At 65.7% G+C, this 17937-nt stretch carries 13 protein-coding genes and 1 pseudogene; 10 read left to right on the plus strand and 4 right to left on the minus strand.

The window, feature by feature from the left end; translation table 11 throughout:
• Together AC1DJB_RS17430 and AC1DJB_RS17435 are read left to right on the plus strand one after the other, a co-directional pair.
• Positions 1-2229, plus strand: coding sequence for a molybdopterin oxidoreductase family protein (locus AC1DJB_RS17430; RefSeq protein ID WP_441433498.1), 2229 nt, complete (start codon positions 1-3; stop codon positions 2227-2229).
• Complete coding sequence (locus AC1DJB_RS17435) at positions 2226-3788, plus strand: FAD-dependent oxidoreductase (RefSeq protein WP_332601487.1); 1563 nt, start codon at positions 2226-2228, stop codon at positions 3786-3788. Before AC1DJB_RS17430 ends, AC1DJB_RS17435 begins: the two co-directional genes overlap by 4 nt.
• Here the strand turns inward: AC1DJB_RS17435 and AC1DJB_RS17440 are convergent.
• Together AC1DJB_RS17440 and AC1DJB_RS17445 are read right to left on the minus strand one after the other, a co-directional pair.
• A pseudogene (locus AC1DJB_RS17440) lies at positions 3754-4071 on the minus strand (tyrosine-protein phosphatase); the annotation flags it as partial. The gene AC1DJB_RS17435 and the pseudogene AC1DJB_RS17440 overlap by 35 nt on opposite strands.
• Before the next feature lie 194 nt (positions 4072-4265).
• On the minus strand, positions 4266-6089 hold the full coding sequence (locus AC1DJB_RS17445) for an HNH endonuclease signature motif containing protein (protein WP_441433499.1): 1824 nt from the start codon (positions 6087-6089) through the stop codon (positions 4266-4268).
• A gap of 58 nt (positions 6090-6147) precedes the next feature.
• Between AC1DJB_RS17445 and AC1DJB_RS17450 the strand changes: the two genes are divergently transcribed.
• Positions 6148-6396 carry a type II toxin-antitoxin system RelE family toxin gene (locus AC1DJB_RS17450; protein ID WP_370872622.1) on the plus strand — a complete coding sequence of 83 codons (249 nt, stop codon included), beginning with the start codon at positions 6148-6150 and terminating at the stop codon, positions 6394-6396.
• Positions 6397-6496: 100 nt separating this feature from the next.
• On the opposite strand, the gene AC1DJB_RS17455 is transcribed toward AC1DJB_RS17450, so the two are convergent.
• Positions 6497-7912 (minus strand): NAD(P)H-quinone dehydrogenase, encoded by a 1416-nt coding sequence (locus AC1DJB_RS17455; protein WP_059387905.1) that lies wholly within the window; start codon positions 7910-7912, stop codon positions 6497-6499.
• Positions 7913-8057: 145 nt separating this feature from the next.
• Between AC1DJB_RS17455 and AC1DJB_RS17460 the strand changes: the two genes are divergently transcribed.
• The 6 genes from AC1DJB_RS17460 (at position 8058) to AC1DJB_RS17485 (ending at position 16203) form a co-directional block, all read left to right on the plus strand.
• A complete protein-coding gene (locus AC1DJB_RS17460) occupies positions 8058-8858 on the plus strand; it encodes a purine-nucleoside phosphorylase (RefSeq protein ID WP_306961275.1) in 801 nt (266 codons plus the stop codon).
• Positions 8859-8963: 105 nt separating this feature from the next.
• Positions 8964-9566, plus strand: a complete 603-nt coding sequence (locus AC1DJB_RS17465; RefSeq protein WP_441433500.1) for a hypothetical protein — start codon at positions 8964-8966, stop codon at positions 9564-9566.
• A 117-nt stretch (positions 9567-9683) separates the two neighbouring features.
• Complete coding sequence (locus AC1DJB_RS17470) at positions 9684-10418, plus strand: YcnI family copper-binding membrane protein (RefSeq protein WP_441433501.1); 735 nt, start codon at positions 9684-9686, stop codon at positions 10416-10418.
• 505 nt (positions 10419-10923) lie between these two features.
• On the plus strand, positions 10924-12528 hold the full coding sequence (locus tag AC1DJB_RS17475; RefSeq protein WP_441433502.1) for a glycoside hydrolase family 68 protein: 1605 nt from the start codon (positions 10924-10926) through the stop codon (positions 12526-12528).
• A gap of 105 nt (positions 12529-12633) precedes the next feature.
• Positions 12634-14301 carry a glycoside hydrolase family 32 protein gene (locus AC1DJB_RS17480; protein WP_441433503.1) on the plus strand — a complete coding sequence of 556 codons (1668 nt, stop codon included), beginning with the start codon at positions 12634-12636 and terminating at the stop codon, positions 14299-14301.
• 153 nt (positions 14302-14454) lie between these two features.
• A complete protein-coding gene (locus AC1DJB_RS17485; protein ID WP_441433504.1) occupies positions 14455-16203 on the plus strand; it encodes a phospho-sugar mutase in 1749 nt (582 codons plus the stop codon).
• A 51-nt stretch (positions 16204-16254) separates the two neighbouring features.
• Here AC1DJB_RS17485 and nirD read toward each other — a convergent pair whose 3' ends face one another.
• Positions 16255-16626 carry a nitrite reductase small subunit NirD gene (nirD, locus tag AC1DJB_RS17490; protein ID WP_284989798.1) on the minus strand — a complete coding sequence of 124 codons (372 nt, stop codon included), beginning with the start codon at positions 16624-16626 and terminating at the stop codon, positions 16255-16257.
• A gap of 279 nt (positions 16627-16905) precedes the next feature.
• On the opposite strand from nirD, the gene AC1DJB_RS17495 reads away from it, so the two are divergent.
• A partial coding sequence (locus AC1DJB_RS17495) for an NAD(P)/FAD-dependent oxidoreductase (protein WP_441433505.1) occupies positions 16906-17937 on the plus strand: 1032 nt, incomplete at its 3' end.

The following is a 17937-nucleotide window of genomic DNA, read 5'->3' on the forward strand; positions in this document are numbered from 1 at the left end:
ATGCCCAATGGCGCCAACACCCACTGCCCGTATTGTGCGCTGCAGTGCGCCATGACCCTGACCCCGGCGGCGCCCTCGGCGCAGCCGGGGTCAGACCCCGCTCCCGCGGCAAAGGCACTTCCGCTCCTGGACGTGTCCGGCCGCGACTTCCCCACCAACCGGGGCGGGCTGTGCCGCAAGGGCTGGACATCGGCGTCGTTGTTGAACCACACCGGACGCGTCACGGAACCCATGCTCAAAGGGTCCGACGGCGTCCACCGGCCAGTCACGTGGGACCAGGCACTCATGCTGGTCACCGGCGCCGTCAAGCAGACCCGCGAGCAGTACGGGCCAGACGCCGTCGGCGTGTTCGGCGGCGGCGGACTCACCAATGAGAAGGCCTACCAGTTGGGCAAGTTCGCCCGCTTGGCGTTGGGAACCTCGCGCATCGACTACAACGGACGTTTCTGCATGTCCTCCGCCGCGGCGGCCGGAAACCGCGCGTTCGGTGTGGACCGCGGCCTCCCGTTCCCCGTGGAAGACCTCGATTCGGCAAACGTCATTTTCCTTCTCGGCTCCAACGTCGCCGAGACCATGCCACCATTCGTCCAGCACCTGCAGGGCGTGCGCGATTCCGGCGGGTTGATCGTGGCCGATCCCCGCCGTTCCGCGACGGCCGCATTCACCGGCGACGGCGGCGGCATCCACTTGCAGCCGACCCCCGGAACAGACCTGGCCCTGCTGTTGGGTATCTCCCACGTGGTGGTCCACGAAGGCCTCGCCGACGCCGAATACCTCGAGGATCGCACCACCGGGTACCCGGCGATAGTTCGTAGCCTCTCCGCTTTCTGGCCGGAGCGCGTCCAGTCAATCACCGGCGTGCCCGCCACACTCATCCGGGAAACCGCCCGCCGCCTCGCCGACGGCGCCCGGCGCGGCGGCAGCTACATCCTCACCGGCCGCGGCGTCGAACAGCACGTCGACGGTACGGACACCGCCACCGCCGCGATCAACCTCAGCCTCCTCCTCGGCCTGCCGGGATCCTCCCGCAGCGGCTACGGCACACTGACCGGCCAGGGAAACGGCCAGGGCGGCCGCGAGCACGGCCAAAAGGCCGACCAGCTCCCCGGCTACCGCAAGATCACCGATCCCGCCGCCCGCGCCCACGTCGCAAAGGTGTGGGGCGTCGACGAATCACTCATCCCCGGCCCCGGTCTTCCCGCCGTGGAGCTGTTGAAGTCTTTGGGACAGCCCGACGGCGTCCGTTGCCTCTTCGTGCACGGCGCCAATGTTGCGGTGTCAGCCCCCGACGCCGGCGCGGTGATCGAGGGCCTGCGGAGCCTGGACTTCCTGGTTGTCTGCGACTTCTTCATGTCCGAGACGGCGCTGGAAGCCGACCTGGTCCTCCCGGTCACCCAGTGGGCCGAGGAAGAAGGTACCCTGACCAACCTCGAGGGCCGCGTGCTCCGCCGTCGTAAGGCGCTCACCCCTCCCCCCGGCGTCCGCAGCGAATTGTGGCTCATGGCCCGGCTCGCCGAATCGCTCGACGCTCCGTCCACGTTCAGCGACGATCCCGAGACCGTGTTCGAGGAGCTCCGGCTCGCCTCGGCGGGCGGCCTGGCCGACTACTCCGGAATCGACTACGCCATGCTGGATCGAGGAGAGGCTGCCTACTGGCCTTATCCCACCGGTAGTTCGGGAACGCCGCGACTCTTCCTCGACGGTTTCGCGCACGCCAGCGGGCGCGCGGTGATGGTCCCGGTGGCACCGCGGACGCGGTCCCGGCGATCCGCCGTCGTCGGCTCTGATCCTGACCCGCTGACGCTTGTCACCGGGCGGTTGCTGGAACATTACCAATCGGGCGCCCAGACCCGCCGCGTGGCCGAACTCGCCGCCGCGCAGCCGGAGGCGCTCTTGCAGATCCACCCCGCGACGGCGGCCGTCAGGGACATCACCGACGGCGACTTTGTCCGGGTCTCCAACGAACGCGGAGAGGTCCTGTGCAGGGTGGAGCTCAGCAACAGCATCCGGACGGACACCGTCTTCCTCCCCTTCCATTTCCCTGGACTGGGCAGCGCCAACCTGCTCACTGAAGCGGTTACGGATCCCATCTCGGGCATGCCGGAGTTCAAGACCAGCACGGTCTGGGTCCGGAAGGCAGCACTACCAAATATCGAATCGGCGTTGGCTGGCCAGTTGGCTGTTCCAGCGGGCGCCGGCTTGTCAACGCAGGTCAAGGAGGCATCGTGAGCGAGCGAATTGTGGTGGTCGGGTTCGGACCGGTCGCAGCCCGGCTGGTGGACGAACTGTTGCCCGCCGTGCGCGGCGGCCTTGTCCAGCTGCTCGTCGTCGGGCAGGAAAGCGAAGCGGCCTACAACCGTGTCATGGTGGCGGAACTCGGCGTGGGTCGTACTACCGCGGCAGCCCTCGCGATGGCGGACGCTGCCGATTTGGCGGCGGACGGCGTCGAAGTCCGGCTGGGTGTCACCGTCAAACGCATCGACCGCGCACGCCAGCAGCTTGTCCTTTCGGACGGGACCACGCCTGGCTACGACCGTTTGGTGTTCGCCACGGGTTCGCGACCCGTCATTCCGAACCTCACGGGTATCAACCCCGATCCTTCACACCCTGTCCTCCCTCCAGGGGTGACCGCCCTCCGGGACCTCCGCGACGCCGCTCAATTGCGCGACGCCGTGACTGCCGGCAAGCGCGTGATCGTGCTCGGTGGCGGTGTACTCGGCCTTGAAACGGCGTTGGCCGCAGCCGAAGAAGGTGCCCTGGCCACGGTGGTGCACAACGGTTCCTTCCCGCTGGGCCGCAACATCGACCGCGGCGGTGGAGCCGTTCTCGCGGCGAGCTTGCGCAACAGCGGGATCACCATGGTGGGCAACGCCCGTTCCACGGCGGTGGAGCACAATGGCCCCGACGGCATGTTTTCGGCCCTCGTGCTCAACGACGGGTCGCGGATCGAAGGCGACCTTCTTGTCCTTTCCTGCGGCGTGCGCCCCCGGATCGAACTGGCCGAAGGCTGCGGGCTGCCCGCGGCCACCGGCATCCTTGTGGATCACCACTTGCGGACCTATCACGAGCCGCACATGTTCGCCATCGGGGACTGCGCCGAAGTCCGCTGCGCCGATGCCGAGTGCGCCGAATGCCGCACAGCACTTGGCCCCTCCGGGCTGGTGGGACCGGGTTGGCGGCAGGCCGAGTGGCTTGCCGAGTACCTGATCCTTCTTGCCGAAGGCGGCCAGGACGCTGCCGACACCTTGGCACCGCTGCCGCAGGAGAAGCCCGGCGTCGTGGTGTTGAAGGCGCGAGGCATCAACCTGGCGGTCGCTGGCGACAACAGCGCTGAGCCGTGGGATGACGAGCTGTTGTCCGTGGGTGTCTCGGAGGGAACGCCCCGGCGCCAGGTCGCCCAGTGGGCCGATCCCGAACACGGCCGCTACGTCAAAATGACGACGCGGGGCGGCGCGCTCGAAGGACTCGTCACCGTAGGCATGCCGCGCACGGCCGCGGAGCTCGTGATGCTGTTCGAACGCGGCTCCGAGTTGCCAGCAGACCGTTCACTCCTCCTACGCCTGGACGGGCCGGACCAGCTCGGCTCTTCCGCTTCGAATGATGATCCGCAGCGCACAGTGTGCCGCTGCGCAGGCGTCAGCGGCGCGAGCATCGAGGAAGCCGTGTTGGATGGCTGCTCGTCCGTGCCGGAAGTTTCCAAGGCGACCCGCGCGGGGACGGGGTGCGGAGGGTGCCATGGGGACATCAAGGGGATTATCGAGAAGCATTTCCAGGGCGTTGCGGCGTAGGGGTTGCCGCGCCGCGCCACGTGAACAGGCCCTCCCGGTCCCGGTCGGTGAGCTTCGCGGCGTCGAGGAAGGTGTGGAGATCGAATTTTTCCAAGGCATCCCGGAAGGCGCCTTCAGTTGTTGTGCCGTGTTGCCGGCATAGTTCCTCAAGCCTAGGTTCGACGTTGTTTCGCTCGCCTCTGGCCGCCCGCGCATCGCCAAGCCTGACGGTTTCCAGATAGTCATCGACGATGCATTCGGGGTCTGTGCCGATTGCGTGAAGCAGAGCCATGGCGAGCAGGCCAGTCCGGTCCCTGCTTTGTTTTCTGTCGGATCCCCCATGTGCCCTAGTAAACCAGAGCGTGCAAGTCGCCCTTCTGGATAATCACCCAAGCGCGCATCCTTGCAGCTAGGTCACCTCGCGGGCGCGTGGTCGCCATCTGGTCGATCGGACCCGGCACATCACACTCTCAAGGCAGGTAACACCGACACGCGCGATCACACATGGAAGTAGCGGTTCTTGCGTGGTTGTTGGCGTGGGTCGATGTGGGGTGGCGGGATGAACCAGGGCACGCCTGTTTGGACTTGGATGTGCCACTCTTCCTTGTGGATCAGATGGTGGTGGTGGCTGCACAGCAAGACACCATTGTCGACACTGCTTGGTCCACCCCGCGACCAGTACTCGATGTGGTGGGCTTCGCACCACGGGGCCGGCATGGTGCACGAAGGGAACGCGCAGCCTTTGTCCCGGGCGGTAATGGCCTTACGGATGTGCGCCGGGAAGATCCTGGAGGACCGGCCGATGTCCAGCACCTGGCCGTCGCCGCCGAGGACGACGGGAATGATGTCGGCGTCGCAGGCGATCTTCCGCAGCGTGGCCGCCGGGACCGGGCCGGTGAACGTAAAGCTCCCCGTGCCGCGTTGCGACCCGCCGGAGCGCCCGGCTTGTCCAGATTGCCCGAGGAACGTGAGCTGCTCCGCGTCTTTCAGCGCTGCCAGGAGCTCCCGGTGATCGATGGTGGCCATGATCTGGGGGCGTTGGCCTCCGGCCGCAGGCAGTGCACCGGTGGCGAGGGCAATCTTGCAGGCGCCCAGCAACCCGTCCAGGAGTTTTTGCGCCCTCGTGCGGCGGTCCAGGGACGCGGCATCATCACCTGAACCACCCGGCAGAGCATCCGCCCGGCCGTCCGTCGGAGCGTTTGCCGGCCCGCTCCCGCCGTCTCCGCCGCCCGCGTCCACCGCATGGTCCCCGGGTCCGGGCTCCCCGGACGTGCGGCTCCGGGGATTGGTGGCCGTGTTCATGACGGTGAGCAGGTGCTCGTACTGGTCCTGGGTGGCGAAGATCTCCACATGCTGCAGCCCGTGTTTGGGTTTCCGCAGGAAAGCGCCCTGGAGGTGGCGCAAGGCTTCTTCGCTGGGCTCGGCCCCGTCCTGGTCGATCGCGTCGGTCCAGCGGCGGGCGATCCTGGCCAGGAAATCGGCGTCGTTCTCGGCCGCCGTCATGGTCAGCGCGTGTTCCATGTCCGCGGCTGTCTCCGCGCTGCACCGTGGCCGGACCCGGTCCAGGGCCATCGTAATGGTGGTCGCCGGCCGGGCCGCGATGCTCCCGCAGGCCAGGGCCGCGGCCACTTCCCCATATCGCGGCTGGATCCTTTGACCTGTAAGTGAGCGGCCCGGCAGCAGATCCTCCGCCAGGGCAAGGCGGCGACGGGCCTCCGCCGAGCCGATCCGCAGCAGCGAGCGCAGGTGCTCGCCCGTGTTCCGGAACTCCCTGACCGCGGCCCGGGCGTCACCGGCAGCGAGCCCGCCGCCGTCGACGTCGACCCTGGCCCCGGCTGCTCGAGCTTCAGGTTCGGCGCTGCGGGGACCATCGCTGGAGCCGCCCTCCCCGGCGTCGGCTCCCCAGCCCGTCGTCCAGCCGGTCCCCCAGGCCGGCTCCTGCTGCCGGACCCGGTGCAACTGCCCCGCGGCGACGAGCTGCAAGTAGTCCAGGGTGCGGGAGAGTTCCTCCACGCCTGAGGCAAACGCGGCGGAGTCCTGCAACCCCAGCGTCCCGACGTCGTCCACAGCCGTCCGTGCCAGCGAGCGCAACGCCGCGAGTGCGCCCTCAAGAACACCCTGCGGACCACCGCGACCGCCGTCGTGACGGCTGTCGCGATCCTCGGGCGGATCCAGCAGAGCGAGCCGACGCGGCCCCGGCATTTGACCCGCCGCTTGAGCAGCCGCCGTCACCATCCGCGGCTCGCGCACCTTATGGAACACGACGAACCCGCCGCCGGGCGCAGCGGCCTGGCGGGTAGTGAGGTGTCCGATCGCTTCCATACCCAAAGCATCTCAGGAGGCTCTGACAAAATAGCCGACCCACTGATCTGGAACGCACATGCGATCTGGGCCTGACGTGAGCTACAACATCACGGTCCTGCCAGCGGCCCTTCGGCAACTGCGCAAGCTCCCTCCCGAGGGCCGCCGCCGGGTCCAAGCAGCCATCGAGTTGCTGGCCGAGACTCCGCGCCCACCCGGCGCCAAGAAGCTGGCAGGGCGGGTCGAGTGGCGCGTCCGAACGGGAGATTATCGGGTGCTCTACCGGATCGACGACGGCCGACTCGTCATCGTCGTCCAAAGTGCTTGATCTGGTTTCACGCGACGGAAAATGCCCCACGACACGCGAATTCGCGCGTCGTGGGGCATTTTCTGTGTCGCAGGATCGAATGCGAGTCGAGAGCCAAGCCCTACATATGCACGTGCAGCCGCCGCGCCGCTTCCGAGATGGAACCGGTCAGCGATGGGTACACCGTGAAGGTGCTTGCGAGGTCGTCGACGTGCAGTTTCTGCTTCACGGCAACGGCGATCGGATAGATGAGCTCGGAGGCATTCGGACCGATGACGACGCCACCGATCACGGTGCCCGAGCCCTTGCGCGCAATGATCTTCACGAAGCCGTCCTTGGTGTTGCGCATCTTGGCGCGGGCATTGCTCAGCAGGGACAGCATGACCACATCACCCTGGTACTTGCCCGATTCGAGGTCGGCCTCGGAGACGCCCACAGAGGCGATTTCGGGTGAAGTGAAGATGTTGGAAGCCACTTGGTGGAGCTTGATCGGCATGACGGCGTCGCCCAGGAAGTGCGCAACAGCGATGCGGCCCTGCATGGCAGCGACCGAGGCGAGGGCCAGGATTCCGGTGCAATCACCGGCGGCATAGATGTTCGGCGCCGTGGTGCGGGAGACGCCGTCGACCTTGATGTGGCCGGACTCAGTGACAGCCACGCCCGCCTCTTCGAGTCCGATTCCGGCCGTGTTGGGGATGGAGCCAACACAGACGAGGCAGTGGCTGCCCGAGACGGTGGTGCCGTCGCCAAGCGTCACCTTAACACCGCCGTCGGTCCTTTCAACGGCCTCCGCGCGTGAGCGGGACAAGACGCGCACGCCGCGGCGCTTGAAGACACCTTCAAGGACCTGGGCCGCGTCCGTGTCCGAGCCGGGCAGGACCTGGTCGCGGCTCGAAATCAGGGTGACGTTCGAACCAAGGCCGTTGTAGGCCGAAGCGAATTCGGCGCCGGTGACGCCGGAACCGACGACAATCAGGTCTTCCGGAAGTTCCTCGAGGTTGTAGATCTGTGCCCAGTTCAGGATGCGCTCACCGTCGGGCTTTGCCGTGGGCAGTTCGCGGGGGTGGGCGCCGACGGCGAGAAGAATGGCATCGGCGGTAATTGTCTTGACACCCTCCGAGGTAATGACCTCGATGGTGTGGTTGTCCAGGAGTTTTCCGGAGCCCATCAGGATCTCCACGCCAAGGTGCTCAAGGCCCACCCGGATGTCGTCCGACTGCTCCCGCGCGAGGTGCAGGACACGGTCGTTGATGTGGCCCAGGTCCGCGCGCATGCCCGGCGCCACATCGCTGCCGTCGACGGCGAACTTGACTCCCAGCTCCCCCGCCTCGCCGACGCGGGTCATGAGATCCGCCGTCGCGATCAGGGTTTTGGAGGGTACGACGTCGGTGAGGACGGCTGAGCCGCCGAGTCCGGCGCGCTCGATGAGGGTTACCCTCGCTCCCAAGTGCGCCGCGACCATGGCCGCTTCATATCCGCCTGGACCTCCGCCCAGGATCGCGATTCGTGGTGAGCTGAAGTCAGGATGCATGGTCACAATGTTCCATTCTCACTTAATGCGGGCGGACCTGCCACTAAGCCCCACCTGAGAACGCCTTTAGAGGCCGCTTACCTGCCCAACTGCGCCCTGTTCAACAACGCGCGCAGCACTGTAGTTTGTACCAGTGAGTAACACAGAGCTGATGAATACAGACCCATTCGAGGCCGCCAAAGCTGCGGCCGACTACATCGCGGCGGAGACCGGCGTCGAAACCCACGACGTCGCACTCGTGCTCGGCTCAGGCTGGGGCGCCGCTGCGGATCTCATAGGCGAAACGACGGCGACCCTCACGGCGTCGGAAGTTCCCGGCTTCCACGCTCCTGCCGTTGAGGGGCATGTGGGCACCATCCGCTCGGTCCTGACCAAGGAAGGCAAGCGGGCCCTCGTTCTCGGCGCGCGTACCCACTACTACGAAGGCAAAGGCGTCCGCGCTGTAGTCCACGGCGTACGCACAGCCGCGGCGGCCGGATGCCAGACCCTGGTGGTGACCAACGGCTGCGGTGGCCTGAACGAAGCCTGGACCCCCGGCACACCCGTGCTGATCAGCGACCACATCAACCTGACGGCGGCTTCTCCCCTTGAAGGCGCCACGTTCGTGGACCTCACGGACCTGTACTCCTCGCGCATCCGCGGACTGGCCCGCGAAGTGGATCCGACGCTCGACGAAGGCGTCTACGCCCAGTTCACCGGCCCGCACTACGAAACTCCGGCCGAGGTCCAATACGCCAAGCGAATCGGCGCGGACTTGGTGGGCATGTCCACCGCTCTGGAAGCCATCGCCGCCCGGCACGCAGGTATGGAGGTCTTCGGCATCTCCCTCGTGACCAACCTGGCCGCCGGCATCAGCCCGGTACCGCTGAGCCACCAGGAAGTCATCGAGGCAGGACAGACGGCGGGCGCACGCATTTCGCGCCTCCTGGCGGACATCATCGCCAAGCTTTGATCGAATAGCCGGGAGCCCAGGCTCCCGGCTATTCCGGAGTTCGTAGCGCAGTAGAATTTGAGTGATTCTCCGCCCCAAGCGCTCGAACCGGAAGGACCGCCGATCATGACATCCGCGCCTTTCCGGTTCTTGCGGACCAGCCTGGTCGGCTCGATCATTCTTGGATTGGCCGCGGGTGGGCACCTTGCCGGCGGCGGAAACCTTCCGGCACCGGCGATTTTGGCGGCGCTCTCTGCCCTGACAATCCTCCCTGTCGCCATCCTGACGCGCGCCCGGCTTTCGCTTCCCGTCGTCGCAGGGCTGCTGGGAGCCGGACAGCTCTGCCTTCACTGGGCATTCTGCGCCCTGTCCGGAACGTCCACCGCGGCATCGTTGCAGTCCGGGCATGCAGGACATGTTCCCTTGGCGTCAACCCCGGAAACCGTAAGCGCCATCGCCTCAGCCCACGCTGCCGCCAGCGACTGGCACATGCTCGGGGCGCACTCAGTCGCAACCCTGGGCACGGCCCTGGTCCTCGCGCGCGGCGAACAAGCACTGTGGGCACTGGCAGCGTGGCTGCGGCCGCTGGTCCAACTGCCTGCTCCAACAGCGATTCAGCCACTCCGAACCTCTGCTCCGTGCCCGACCCCGGTTGTGCATCCACGCAGCCTTCCCGGCCTTCGGCTTCCTTCCCTGCGCGGCCCGCCAGCCCTGATGCCCGCCGTCTGAGACTCTCCCTTTCACATATAGCCAGGGACAGGCGGCACCTCGCTGCCTTCACCGGTCCGGACCTCCGTCCGCCCCGGTCCCCAAACCGCATTTCCTTTGTGAAAGGGCATCATTGCCATGAAGACCTCCTACCGCCGTACCCTCAAAACCGCCTGCGCCGCGACGATGGCCGCCGGGCTGCTCGCCTTCGGCATCTCCGCAGCGTCCGCACACGTCAACGTCAATCCCGACGACCCCGCAGCAGGCGGCTACACCCACCTGACCTTCAACGTTCCCAACGAGTCCCCGACGGCCAAGACCAACAAGCTCGAAGTATCACTCCCCACGGATACGCCCTTCAACTCTGTGTCCGTGAAGCCGGTCGAGGGCTGGACGGCCGAGCTCGTCACCACCACCCTGCCAAAACCCGTCACGGTTGGAGGGGCAACGGTGACCAAGGCGGTCAGTTCGGTCGTCTGGACCGCGGACGCCGCACACCAGATCGGGCAGAACGAATACCAGGCGTTCTCGATCTCGGTGGGTGTACTCCCCGACGCCGGCACCACCGTGACGCTGCCAGCCACGCAGAGCTACACCGACGGCACGGTGGTGAAGTGGGACGAGAAGACCGTTGAGGGGCAGCCTGAACCGGAGCACCCGGCTCCCTCGTTCGTCACCACCGCGAGCGACGCAGCCGCATCGGCGGCTCCCGCGTCCTCCCCGTCCGTGACCCCGGCGCCGTCGGCCGCGGCATCGACGACATCCAGCGACGCAGGATCCACGGCTGGCTGGTTCGGACTCGCGGTCGGCCTCATCGGCCTGGCCGCGGGCGTCACCGCCTTGGTGCGAACCCGCTCCACGAAGGCCAAATAGCCCCCCTCGAACGAGCGAACTGCCCGCGCCGGACCCCGGCGCGGGCAGTTTTGTATCCCGCTCCAGCCGGACCACGAATCCCACCAACGACAGCCGTCCCCACGGCAATTTTCCGACTCCTGTCAAGTCAATTCGCCCCCGCGTTAATGGCATGTGAACTTTTCAAATAAATCAGATTTATTCAGAAACATTTGACCCGCCGCGCTTTCCATGGCACGCGCGCGGTGTAAAAATGTAAACGCTTGCGCACATATGTCTGACATGTGCTCCAGAGCCCGGAACGGCACTCGAAACACGGCTTGCAACCGCATCATGCGCACGTCAAGCTTTGAACGGTCCCGGCAAGTCGACGTGCCGGACCGAAGGATGGGGGCTTCCTAAGAATCCCCCGTCCACCCGACACGATGGCGTTCCCGACGACGCCATTGGTGTTACGGGAACGCCGGAGTGCGGACCAGGCCTTGCGCCAATTCCACGTAGTCCAACCTCCGCGAGAAGAGCAAGCATGAAATCTCACTCAACCCCCAACAGGCCACGCCGACGCCTGCGGTCTGTAGCCGCTTTTGCGGCCGCTGCCAGTGTGGCCGCGACGGTGCTCATGGCATCCCCGGCAGCCCAGGCAAACCTGCCTGCCGACAAGCCGGCCACCACGATGCCGGCTCCCACGCCGGGATTCCCGCTTCCGACGGTCCACACGCAACAAGCCTTAGATCCCGCCGCAAACTTCACGTCCAAGTGGACGCGGGCGGATGCCAAGCAGATCATGGCCCAGAGCAACCCGAACGTGACCGCCGGCCAGAACTCCATGAGCCCCAACGTCACCATGCCGGAGATCCCGAAGGACTTCCCGGCCATGAACGACGACGTGTGGGTCTGGGACACGTGGTCCCTGACCGACCAGAACGCCAACCAGATCAGCTACAAGGGCTGGGATGTCATCTTCTCCCTCGTCGCCGATCGCCACGCGGGTTACGGCTTCGACCAGCGCCACTGGAACGCCCGCATCGGCTACTTCTTCCGCAAGACCAACGCAGACCCCGCGAAGGACAAGTGGAACTACGGCGGACACCTGTTCCTGGACAACACCTCCATCGGCAACACCGAATGGTCCGGTTCCACGCGCCTCATGCAGGGTGACCACGTCAACGTGTTCTACACGGCCACCACGTTCTACGACCGTGCAGAGCGCAACGCGGGCGGAGGCGGGATCGCTCCGGACGCAGTCATTGCCAAGGCCCTCGGCAACATCCACGCCGACCAGAACGGCGTGACCTTCGACGGCTTCCAGCACACCAAGCTGCTCGAACCGGACGGAAAGCTATACCAGACCAAGGCCCAGAACGCCGGCTTCGCCTTCCGTGACCCGTACACGTTCGAAGACCCGGCCCACCCAGGCCAGACCTTCATGGTCTTTGAGGGCAACACCGCCGGAAACCGCGGCTCCTACAAGTGCACCGATGCTGATCTCGGTTACCAGGCAGGCGATCCCCACGCCGAAAACACCAACACGGTCAACACCACCACCGGTTCCTGGTTCCAGACCGCGAGCGTGGGCCTGGCCGTCGCAGACAACAAGGACCTGACCCAGTGGCACTTCCTGCCGCCGATCCTGTCCGCCAACTGCGTCAACGACCAGACCGAGCGCCCGCAGATCTTCATCCAGAATGAAAACGGCAAGAACAAGTACTACCTGTTCACGATCAGCCACCAGTTCACCTACGCCGATGGCATGCGTGGTCCCGACGGCGTCTACGGCTTTGTTGGCAACGGTGTCCGTTCGGACTTCCAGCCGGTGAACAACTCGGGCCTCGCGCTCGGCTCGCCGACCGACTTGAACCTGCCGGCGAACAACCCGAGCGGCACCCAGTCGGCACAGCAGAACGGCCGTCAGTTCCAGGCCTACTCGCACTATGTGCAGCCGGGCGGCCTGGTGCAGTCCTTCATCGACAACGTTGACGGAGTCCGTGGAGGGTCCCTCTCCCCTACGGTAAAGATCAACTTCGCCGGTGGCGTCACGCAGGTTGACCGCAGCTTCGGCAAGAACGGCCTCGGCCCGTTCGGCTACCTCCCCACCAACGTCCGCGTCGGCGGGGAAGGCCTCTACAAGTAGGCCACAGGCAAAAACAGCCGGGCAGGCAGGGGATTCGCTGCCTGCCCGGCAACATGGGGCGCCCGGTTCACCCCGGGCGCCCTGCTCCACAACCCAGGAAGTCCCATGCTCCACTCCCCCCAACGCCCGTTCCGGCCCGCTCGCAAGGCGGCACTCGCCGTCGTCGCCGTCCTCATCGCAATGTTCGCGAGTTCCTGCACCCCGACGCCGGACGCGTCGCCATCCGCCGGCGGCACCACCGGCGGCACCGCCGTCGGGATGGCTGCCCCCGCACCATCCGAATCGGACCCATGGCGGCCCGCCGCTCACCTCACGGCGTCGCAAAACTGGATCAACGATCCCAACGGGCTTGTCTACGAAAACGGCACCTATCACGCGTTCTACCAGCACAATCCGCACGGCAACTTCTGGGGAGACATGTCGTGGGGTCATTCCACCAGCACGGATCTGGTGCACTGGACCCAGAAACCGGTAGCCATGGAGGGCACCGCCAGTGAGGAAATCTTTTCCGGCGCCATCGTTCCGGACACCAAGAACGCCTCCGGCCTGGGCACCGCTGGAAACCCGCCGCTGGTAGCCCTCTACACCAGCTCGTACGGCGACGGAGGGGCGCTGCCCAAGGGCAGCCAGGCCCAGTCCGTGGCCTACAGCCTGGACCATGGAACGTCCTGGACCAAGTACAAGGGCAATCCGGTGCTCAGCCTGAATCCGGCGTCGAACAACTTCCGGGATCCGAAGATTACCTGGTACGAGCCCGGCAAATACTGGGTCATGACCACGGTGGTAGCTGACGCCCAGGTGGTGAAACTCTTCAAATCCACCGACCTGCTGCACTGGGACTTCCTCAGCGACTTCTCGGGAGTGGGCGCCCAGGGCGGGCTCTGGGAAGTTCCCGAGCTGCTCCAGATGGACGTCGACGGCGGCAACGGCCTGAAGAAGTGGGTCATGATCCTGAGCATCAACCCGGGAGGCATCGCAGGAGGCTCCGGCATGCAGTACTTCGTGGGCAATTTCGACGGCACACGGTTCACGGCGGAAAACGCGGCAAAGCCGGGCGACGCGCTGACGGAATCGCAATGGCTTGACCATGGTGCGGACTTCTATGCGGCCAACACCATCACCGGGGCTCCTGGTGGAAAGCCGGTGCTTCTCGGCTGGATGGGGAACTGGGACTATGCGCAATCCGTCCCGAGCACGCCATGGCGCGGGTCAATGGCCATCCCCCGGCAGCTCACCCTCGCAGCCACAGGAAGCCGTTTCGAGCTCCATTCGAGCATCGCCCAGGCTGCCGCGGATGCGCTCACGGACACCAAGACCAGTGAAGTACATGGCAAAAACCTCACCGTCACCGATTCAACGGAACCCCTCGGCGGCGATTTCGGAACCCGAACCCAGCTGATCGACGCCGAGATGGACGTTGCGGGCGCCTCCGAGGCCGGATTGGTACTGCGGGCTTCGGCGGACGGGAAGGCAGGCCTCCGGATCTCGTACAACCGCGCAAGCCAGACCCTCAAAGTGGACCGCTCTGCAGCCGGGACCTCCAACTTCTCGCCGAAATTCAGCCCCTACCACCAAGCCTCCGTGCCCCTGAAGGACGGCAAGGTCCGTCTCCGCATCCTCTTGGATTCCTCGTCGGTGGAGGTCTTCACACAAGACGGCTCGGTAGTCATCTCGGACATCTTCTTCCCGCAATGGGGGAACACGGGTGCGGCAGCGTTCAGTGCAGGCGGCCCGGCGAGCTTCGTCCTCACCACCACGCGGCAGCGACCCTGACGCTGGGGAGCCCAACTGACTCGCATTAGTTGTCGTTTAGACGCCTCATAACGACAACTAATGCGAGTCAGTTGGGTGGCGTGGGCCGGACTGTGACGGCTGACATAGCCGGTGACCTCGGCATTCATTCCCTTTGACGATAGCTTTATCCCTATGACATCGAGCGATGCCGAATTTGAAAAGCTGATATCCGACGCCGGCGAGTGGGCTGCCCAGGACCCGGACCCGGTCACTGCGGCAGCGCTGTCCGAGCTGGCCGGACTCGCCTCCAATGGCGTCGCCGCGGCCCGTCAACAGCTTGAAGACAGCTTCAGCGGAACGCTGCAGTTCGGTACCGCTGGGCTCCGTGCCGCCCTCGGTCCTGGTCCCAACAGGATGAACCGCGTAGTGGTGCGCCGGGCAGCGGCAGGTTTGGCGGCCTTCCTCAAGGACGCCGTTGAGGCGGCTGCCCCGGGAACGCGGCCGCGCGCCGTCGTCGGCTATGACGCTAGGCACAACTCGGACGTCTTCGCACGGGAGTCCGCAGCCATCTTCACGGCCGCGGGAATCGAGACCTTCCTGATGCCTTCGGCGCTTCCCACCCCGTTGTTGGCTTACGCGGTCCGTTCGCTTGATTGCGACGGCGGTGTCATGGTCACAGCGAGCCATAACCCGCCGCAGGACAACGGTTACAAGGTGTACTTGGGCGGCCGGGCCGTGGAGGAAAGCGGCCGCGGGTCCCAGATCGTGGCACCCTACGATTCGCAGATCGCGGCAAGCATCGAAGCCGTGGGCCCTTTGGATTCCATCCAACTGGCCGAGTCCGGCTGGACTGAACTGCCCGCTTCCATCACCGGGGAGTATGAGGCCGCGATGGCCGGCCTCGCCGACGTCGAGAATTTCCCGGCCCGTCAACTGAAGATCGTTTTGACCCCCATGCATGGCGTGGGTGGTGAGACTGCGGTGTCTGTGCTGAATGCGGCAGGCTTCACCGACGTCTCAGTCGTGGAAGAGCAAGCAGAACCGGATCCGGACTTCCCCACCGTCAGTTTTCCGAACCCGGAAGAGCCCGGCGCACTGGACCTGGCTTTGGCGGCAGCGGCGCGTTTGGGTGCCGATATCGTGCTGGCGAACGACCCCGACGCCGACCGCGCGGCCGTAGCGGCACAGGACCCGGATACGGGTGCTTGGCGGATGTTGCGGGGCGACGAAGTGGGCGCCTTACTTGGGGCACATGTGGTGGCCCGGCACGCCGCGGATGTGCGGCAAGGCGATTCAACACGGGGCGTTTTCGCCAACTCAATCGTCTCGTCCCGGCTGCTTTCCCGCATCGCGGCGGCGGCCGGCTTCGCCCACGAGGAAACGCTCACGGGATTCAAGTGGATTTCCCGGGTGCCGGGACTTGTGTACGGCTACGAGGAAGCCCTGGGCTACTGCGTTGCACCCGAACTCGTCAGGGACAAGGACGGCATTTCCGCCTCCTTGCTCATCGCCGAACTAGCGGCGGCGGCCAAAGCCGAAGGAAAGACGATCTTCGACACCTTGGATGAGATCTACCTGGTGCATGGATTGCATGCGAGCGACCAGCTCAGCATCCGGGTGGCGGACCTTGGTTTGCTGGACGCCATGATGAACCGGCTCCGGGCCGATCCGCCGGAGTCCTTTGGCGGTTCCGCCATCGAGACCTTTGTGGATTTGGCCCAGGGAAGCGAGCAACTGCCGCCGACGGACGGCCTCCTCTACCTGACCAAGGACCTAAGCCGCGTCATCATCCGGCCCAGTGGCACCGAGCCAAAGCTCAAGTGCTACCTGGAGGTCATCAAGTCGGTCGGTTCGGCGGCGGAACTCGCCGAAACCCGGCACGCCGCGCGGACCACTTTGGACCACATTCTTGCCGATGTCCGCGAGGCGCTCGGGCTCTGAGCGCTTCGGCTCCACGACGGACGACGGCGGTGCGCGGCTGGGGGCTCCGGGCTACAGTTCGACTTCGATGAAGCCGTCAACCATGCGGGTCTTGAATGCCGGAAGCCGGAGCCCGGGGTTGGAATAGCACTCACCGGTCTGCAGGTCGTAGACCTCCTTGTGCAACGGCGAGGCGATAGTGGGGCGTGATCCCCGGGAGCCGGTGATCCCCCGGGCCATGACATTGGCCAGGGTTGCAGGGTCCTGCTGGGCGACTGCGTAGACATTGTCGGCATCGAGGCGGAAGAGCGCCACCTGCACGCCGTCGATCAACGCCGCCTCGCCCCAAGCCGGTTCCAGCTCGTCCAACGGGCATACACGGTGCCAGCCGGACTCGGTCGGCGCGCTCGTCAGTTGTTCTTCCCGTTCCAGAATGACGGTCATGCCAACCCCTCTCGCTATGCCTGCAGCCGGACAAATGCTGTCCTTTCCTTCAGGCGGTGGCCGCCGAGCGGCCATATCTTCAAGGTAGGCGGGGAGTGTTTCACTCGAATGCAGTCAATGTGTCGGGTGCGTAAAAGAGACCTCACGGGTCCCGACATCCAATCGTGACCCAGAAGTTAAGATCACGAAACAAAAGGGAAACTGAGGAGAAACTGCCCGTCCGTAGTCTGAAGTGACAAGTTGCGGAGCACGTTCTGCGGCGTATGCGAAAGGCCACCAGTGACCGGACACACTTCCACCCCAGAAAACCAGCGCCGTATTGTTGTCGCCGGCGGAGGCCCTGCGGCCCACCGTTTTGCCGATGCCATGCATACCCGCGGTCTCGAGGGCTGGCACGTCACGGTCCTGACCGAGGAAGCCCACGTTCCGTATGACCGGGTCACCCTGAGCAAGGCGCTGACCGATGTGGACTATGACCTCACCTTGGGCGACATGTCCATGTGGGAGCACGAATCCATCTCCCTGCGCACTGGCGAGCGGGTGGTCAAGATCAACCCCGAAGCCAAATCCGTGGAAACCGCGGCCGGCAACACTTACGACTACGACCACCTGGTGGTGGCCACCGGCTCGGACGCGGCACAGCTCCCCTTCCCTGGCGGTGAGCTCGCCCATGTCTACCGCACCCTCGACGACGTCTGGGCCATCAACAAGGCCATCGCCGAACTCACGGAGAAGCTTGGCCGGACCGTCAGGACCGTGACCATCGGCGGCGGCCTCCTCGGCTTGGAAGCAGCGGCGGGCACCATGGAGTTGGGCGCACAGGCCACCGTCATCAACGGTTCACGCTGGCTCATGAACGCCCAGCTGGACGAGGGCGCAGGCCAGGCACTGGGCCGTCTGGTCACCGCCAAGGGACTCGAAGTCCTGACGGGAACCTACCCCGCCGAAGTATTGTCCGACGACGACGGCCAGGTCACCGGCGTCCTCATGAAGGACGGCCGCGTCATCCCCGCCGACATGGTTATCGCGTCCATCGGCATCCGCCCCCGCGATGAACTGTTCCGCGGAACGGAAGGCGCCGCGGACGGCCCCACCGCTGAACAGCTGTTCGAACTCGGCAAGAAGGGCGGCGTGGTCATCAACGACCACTGCGCCACCCCGGTCCCCGGCATCTTCGCCATTGGTGAAGTCGCCAACTTCGATGGCATGTGCCTGGGGCTCGTGGCTCCGGCGAACACCATGGCTGAGATCGTGGCCGACCGGCTGCACGGCGGCCAAGCGACGTTCCCCGGCTTCGACACCGCCACCAAG

Source organism: Arthrobacter sp. 01T428 (assembly GCF_056398685.1).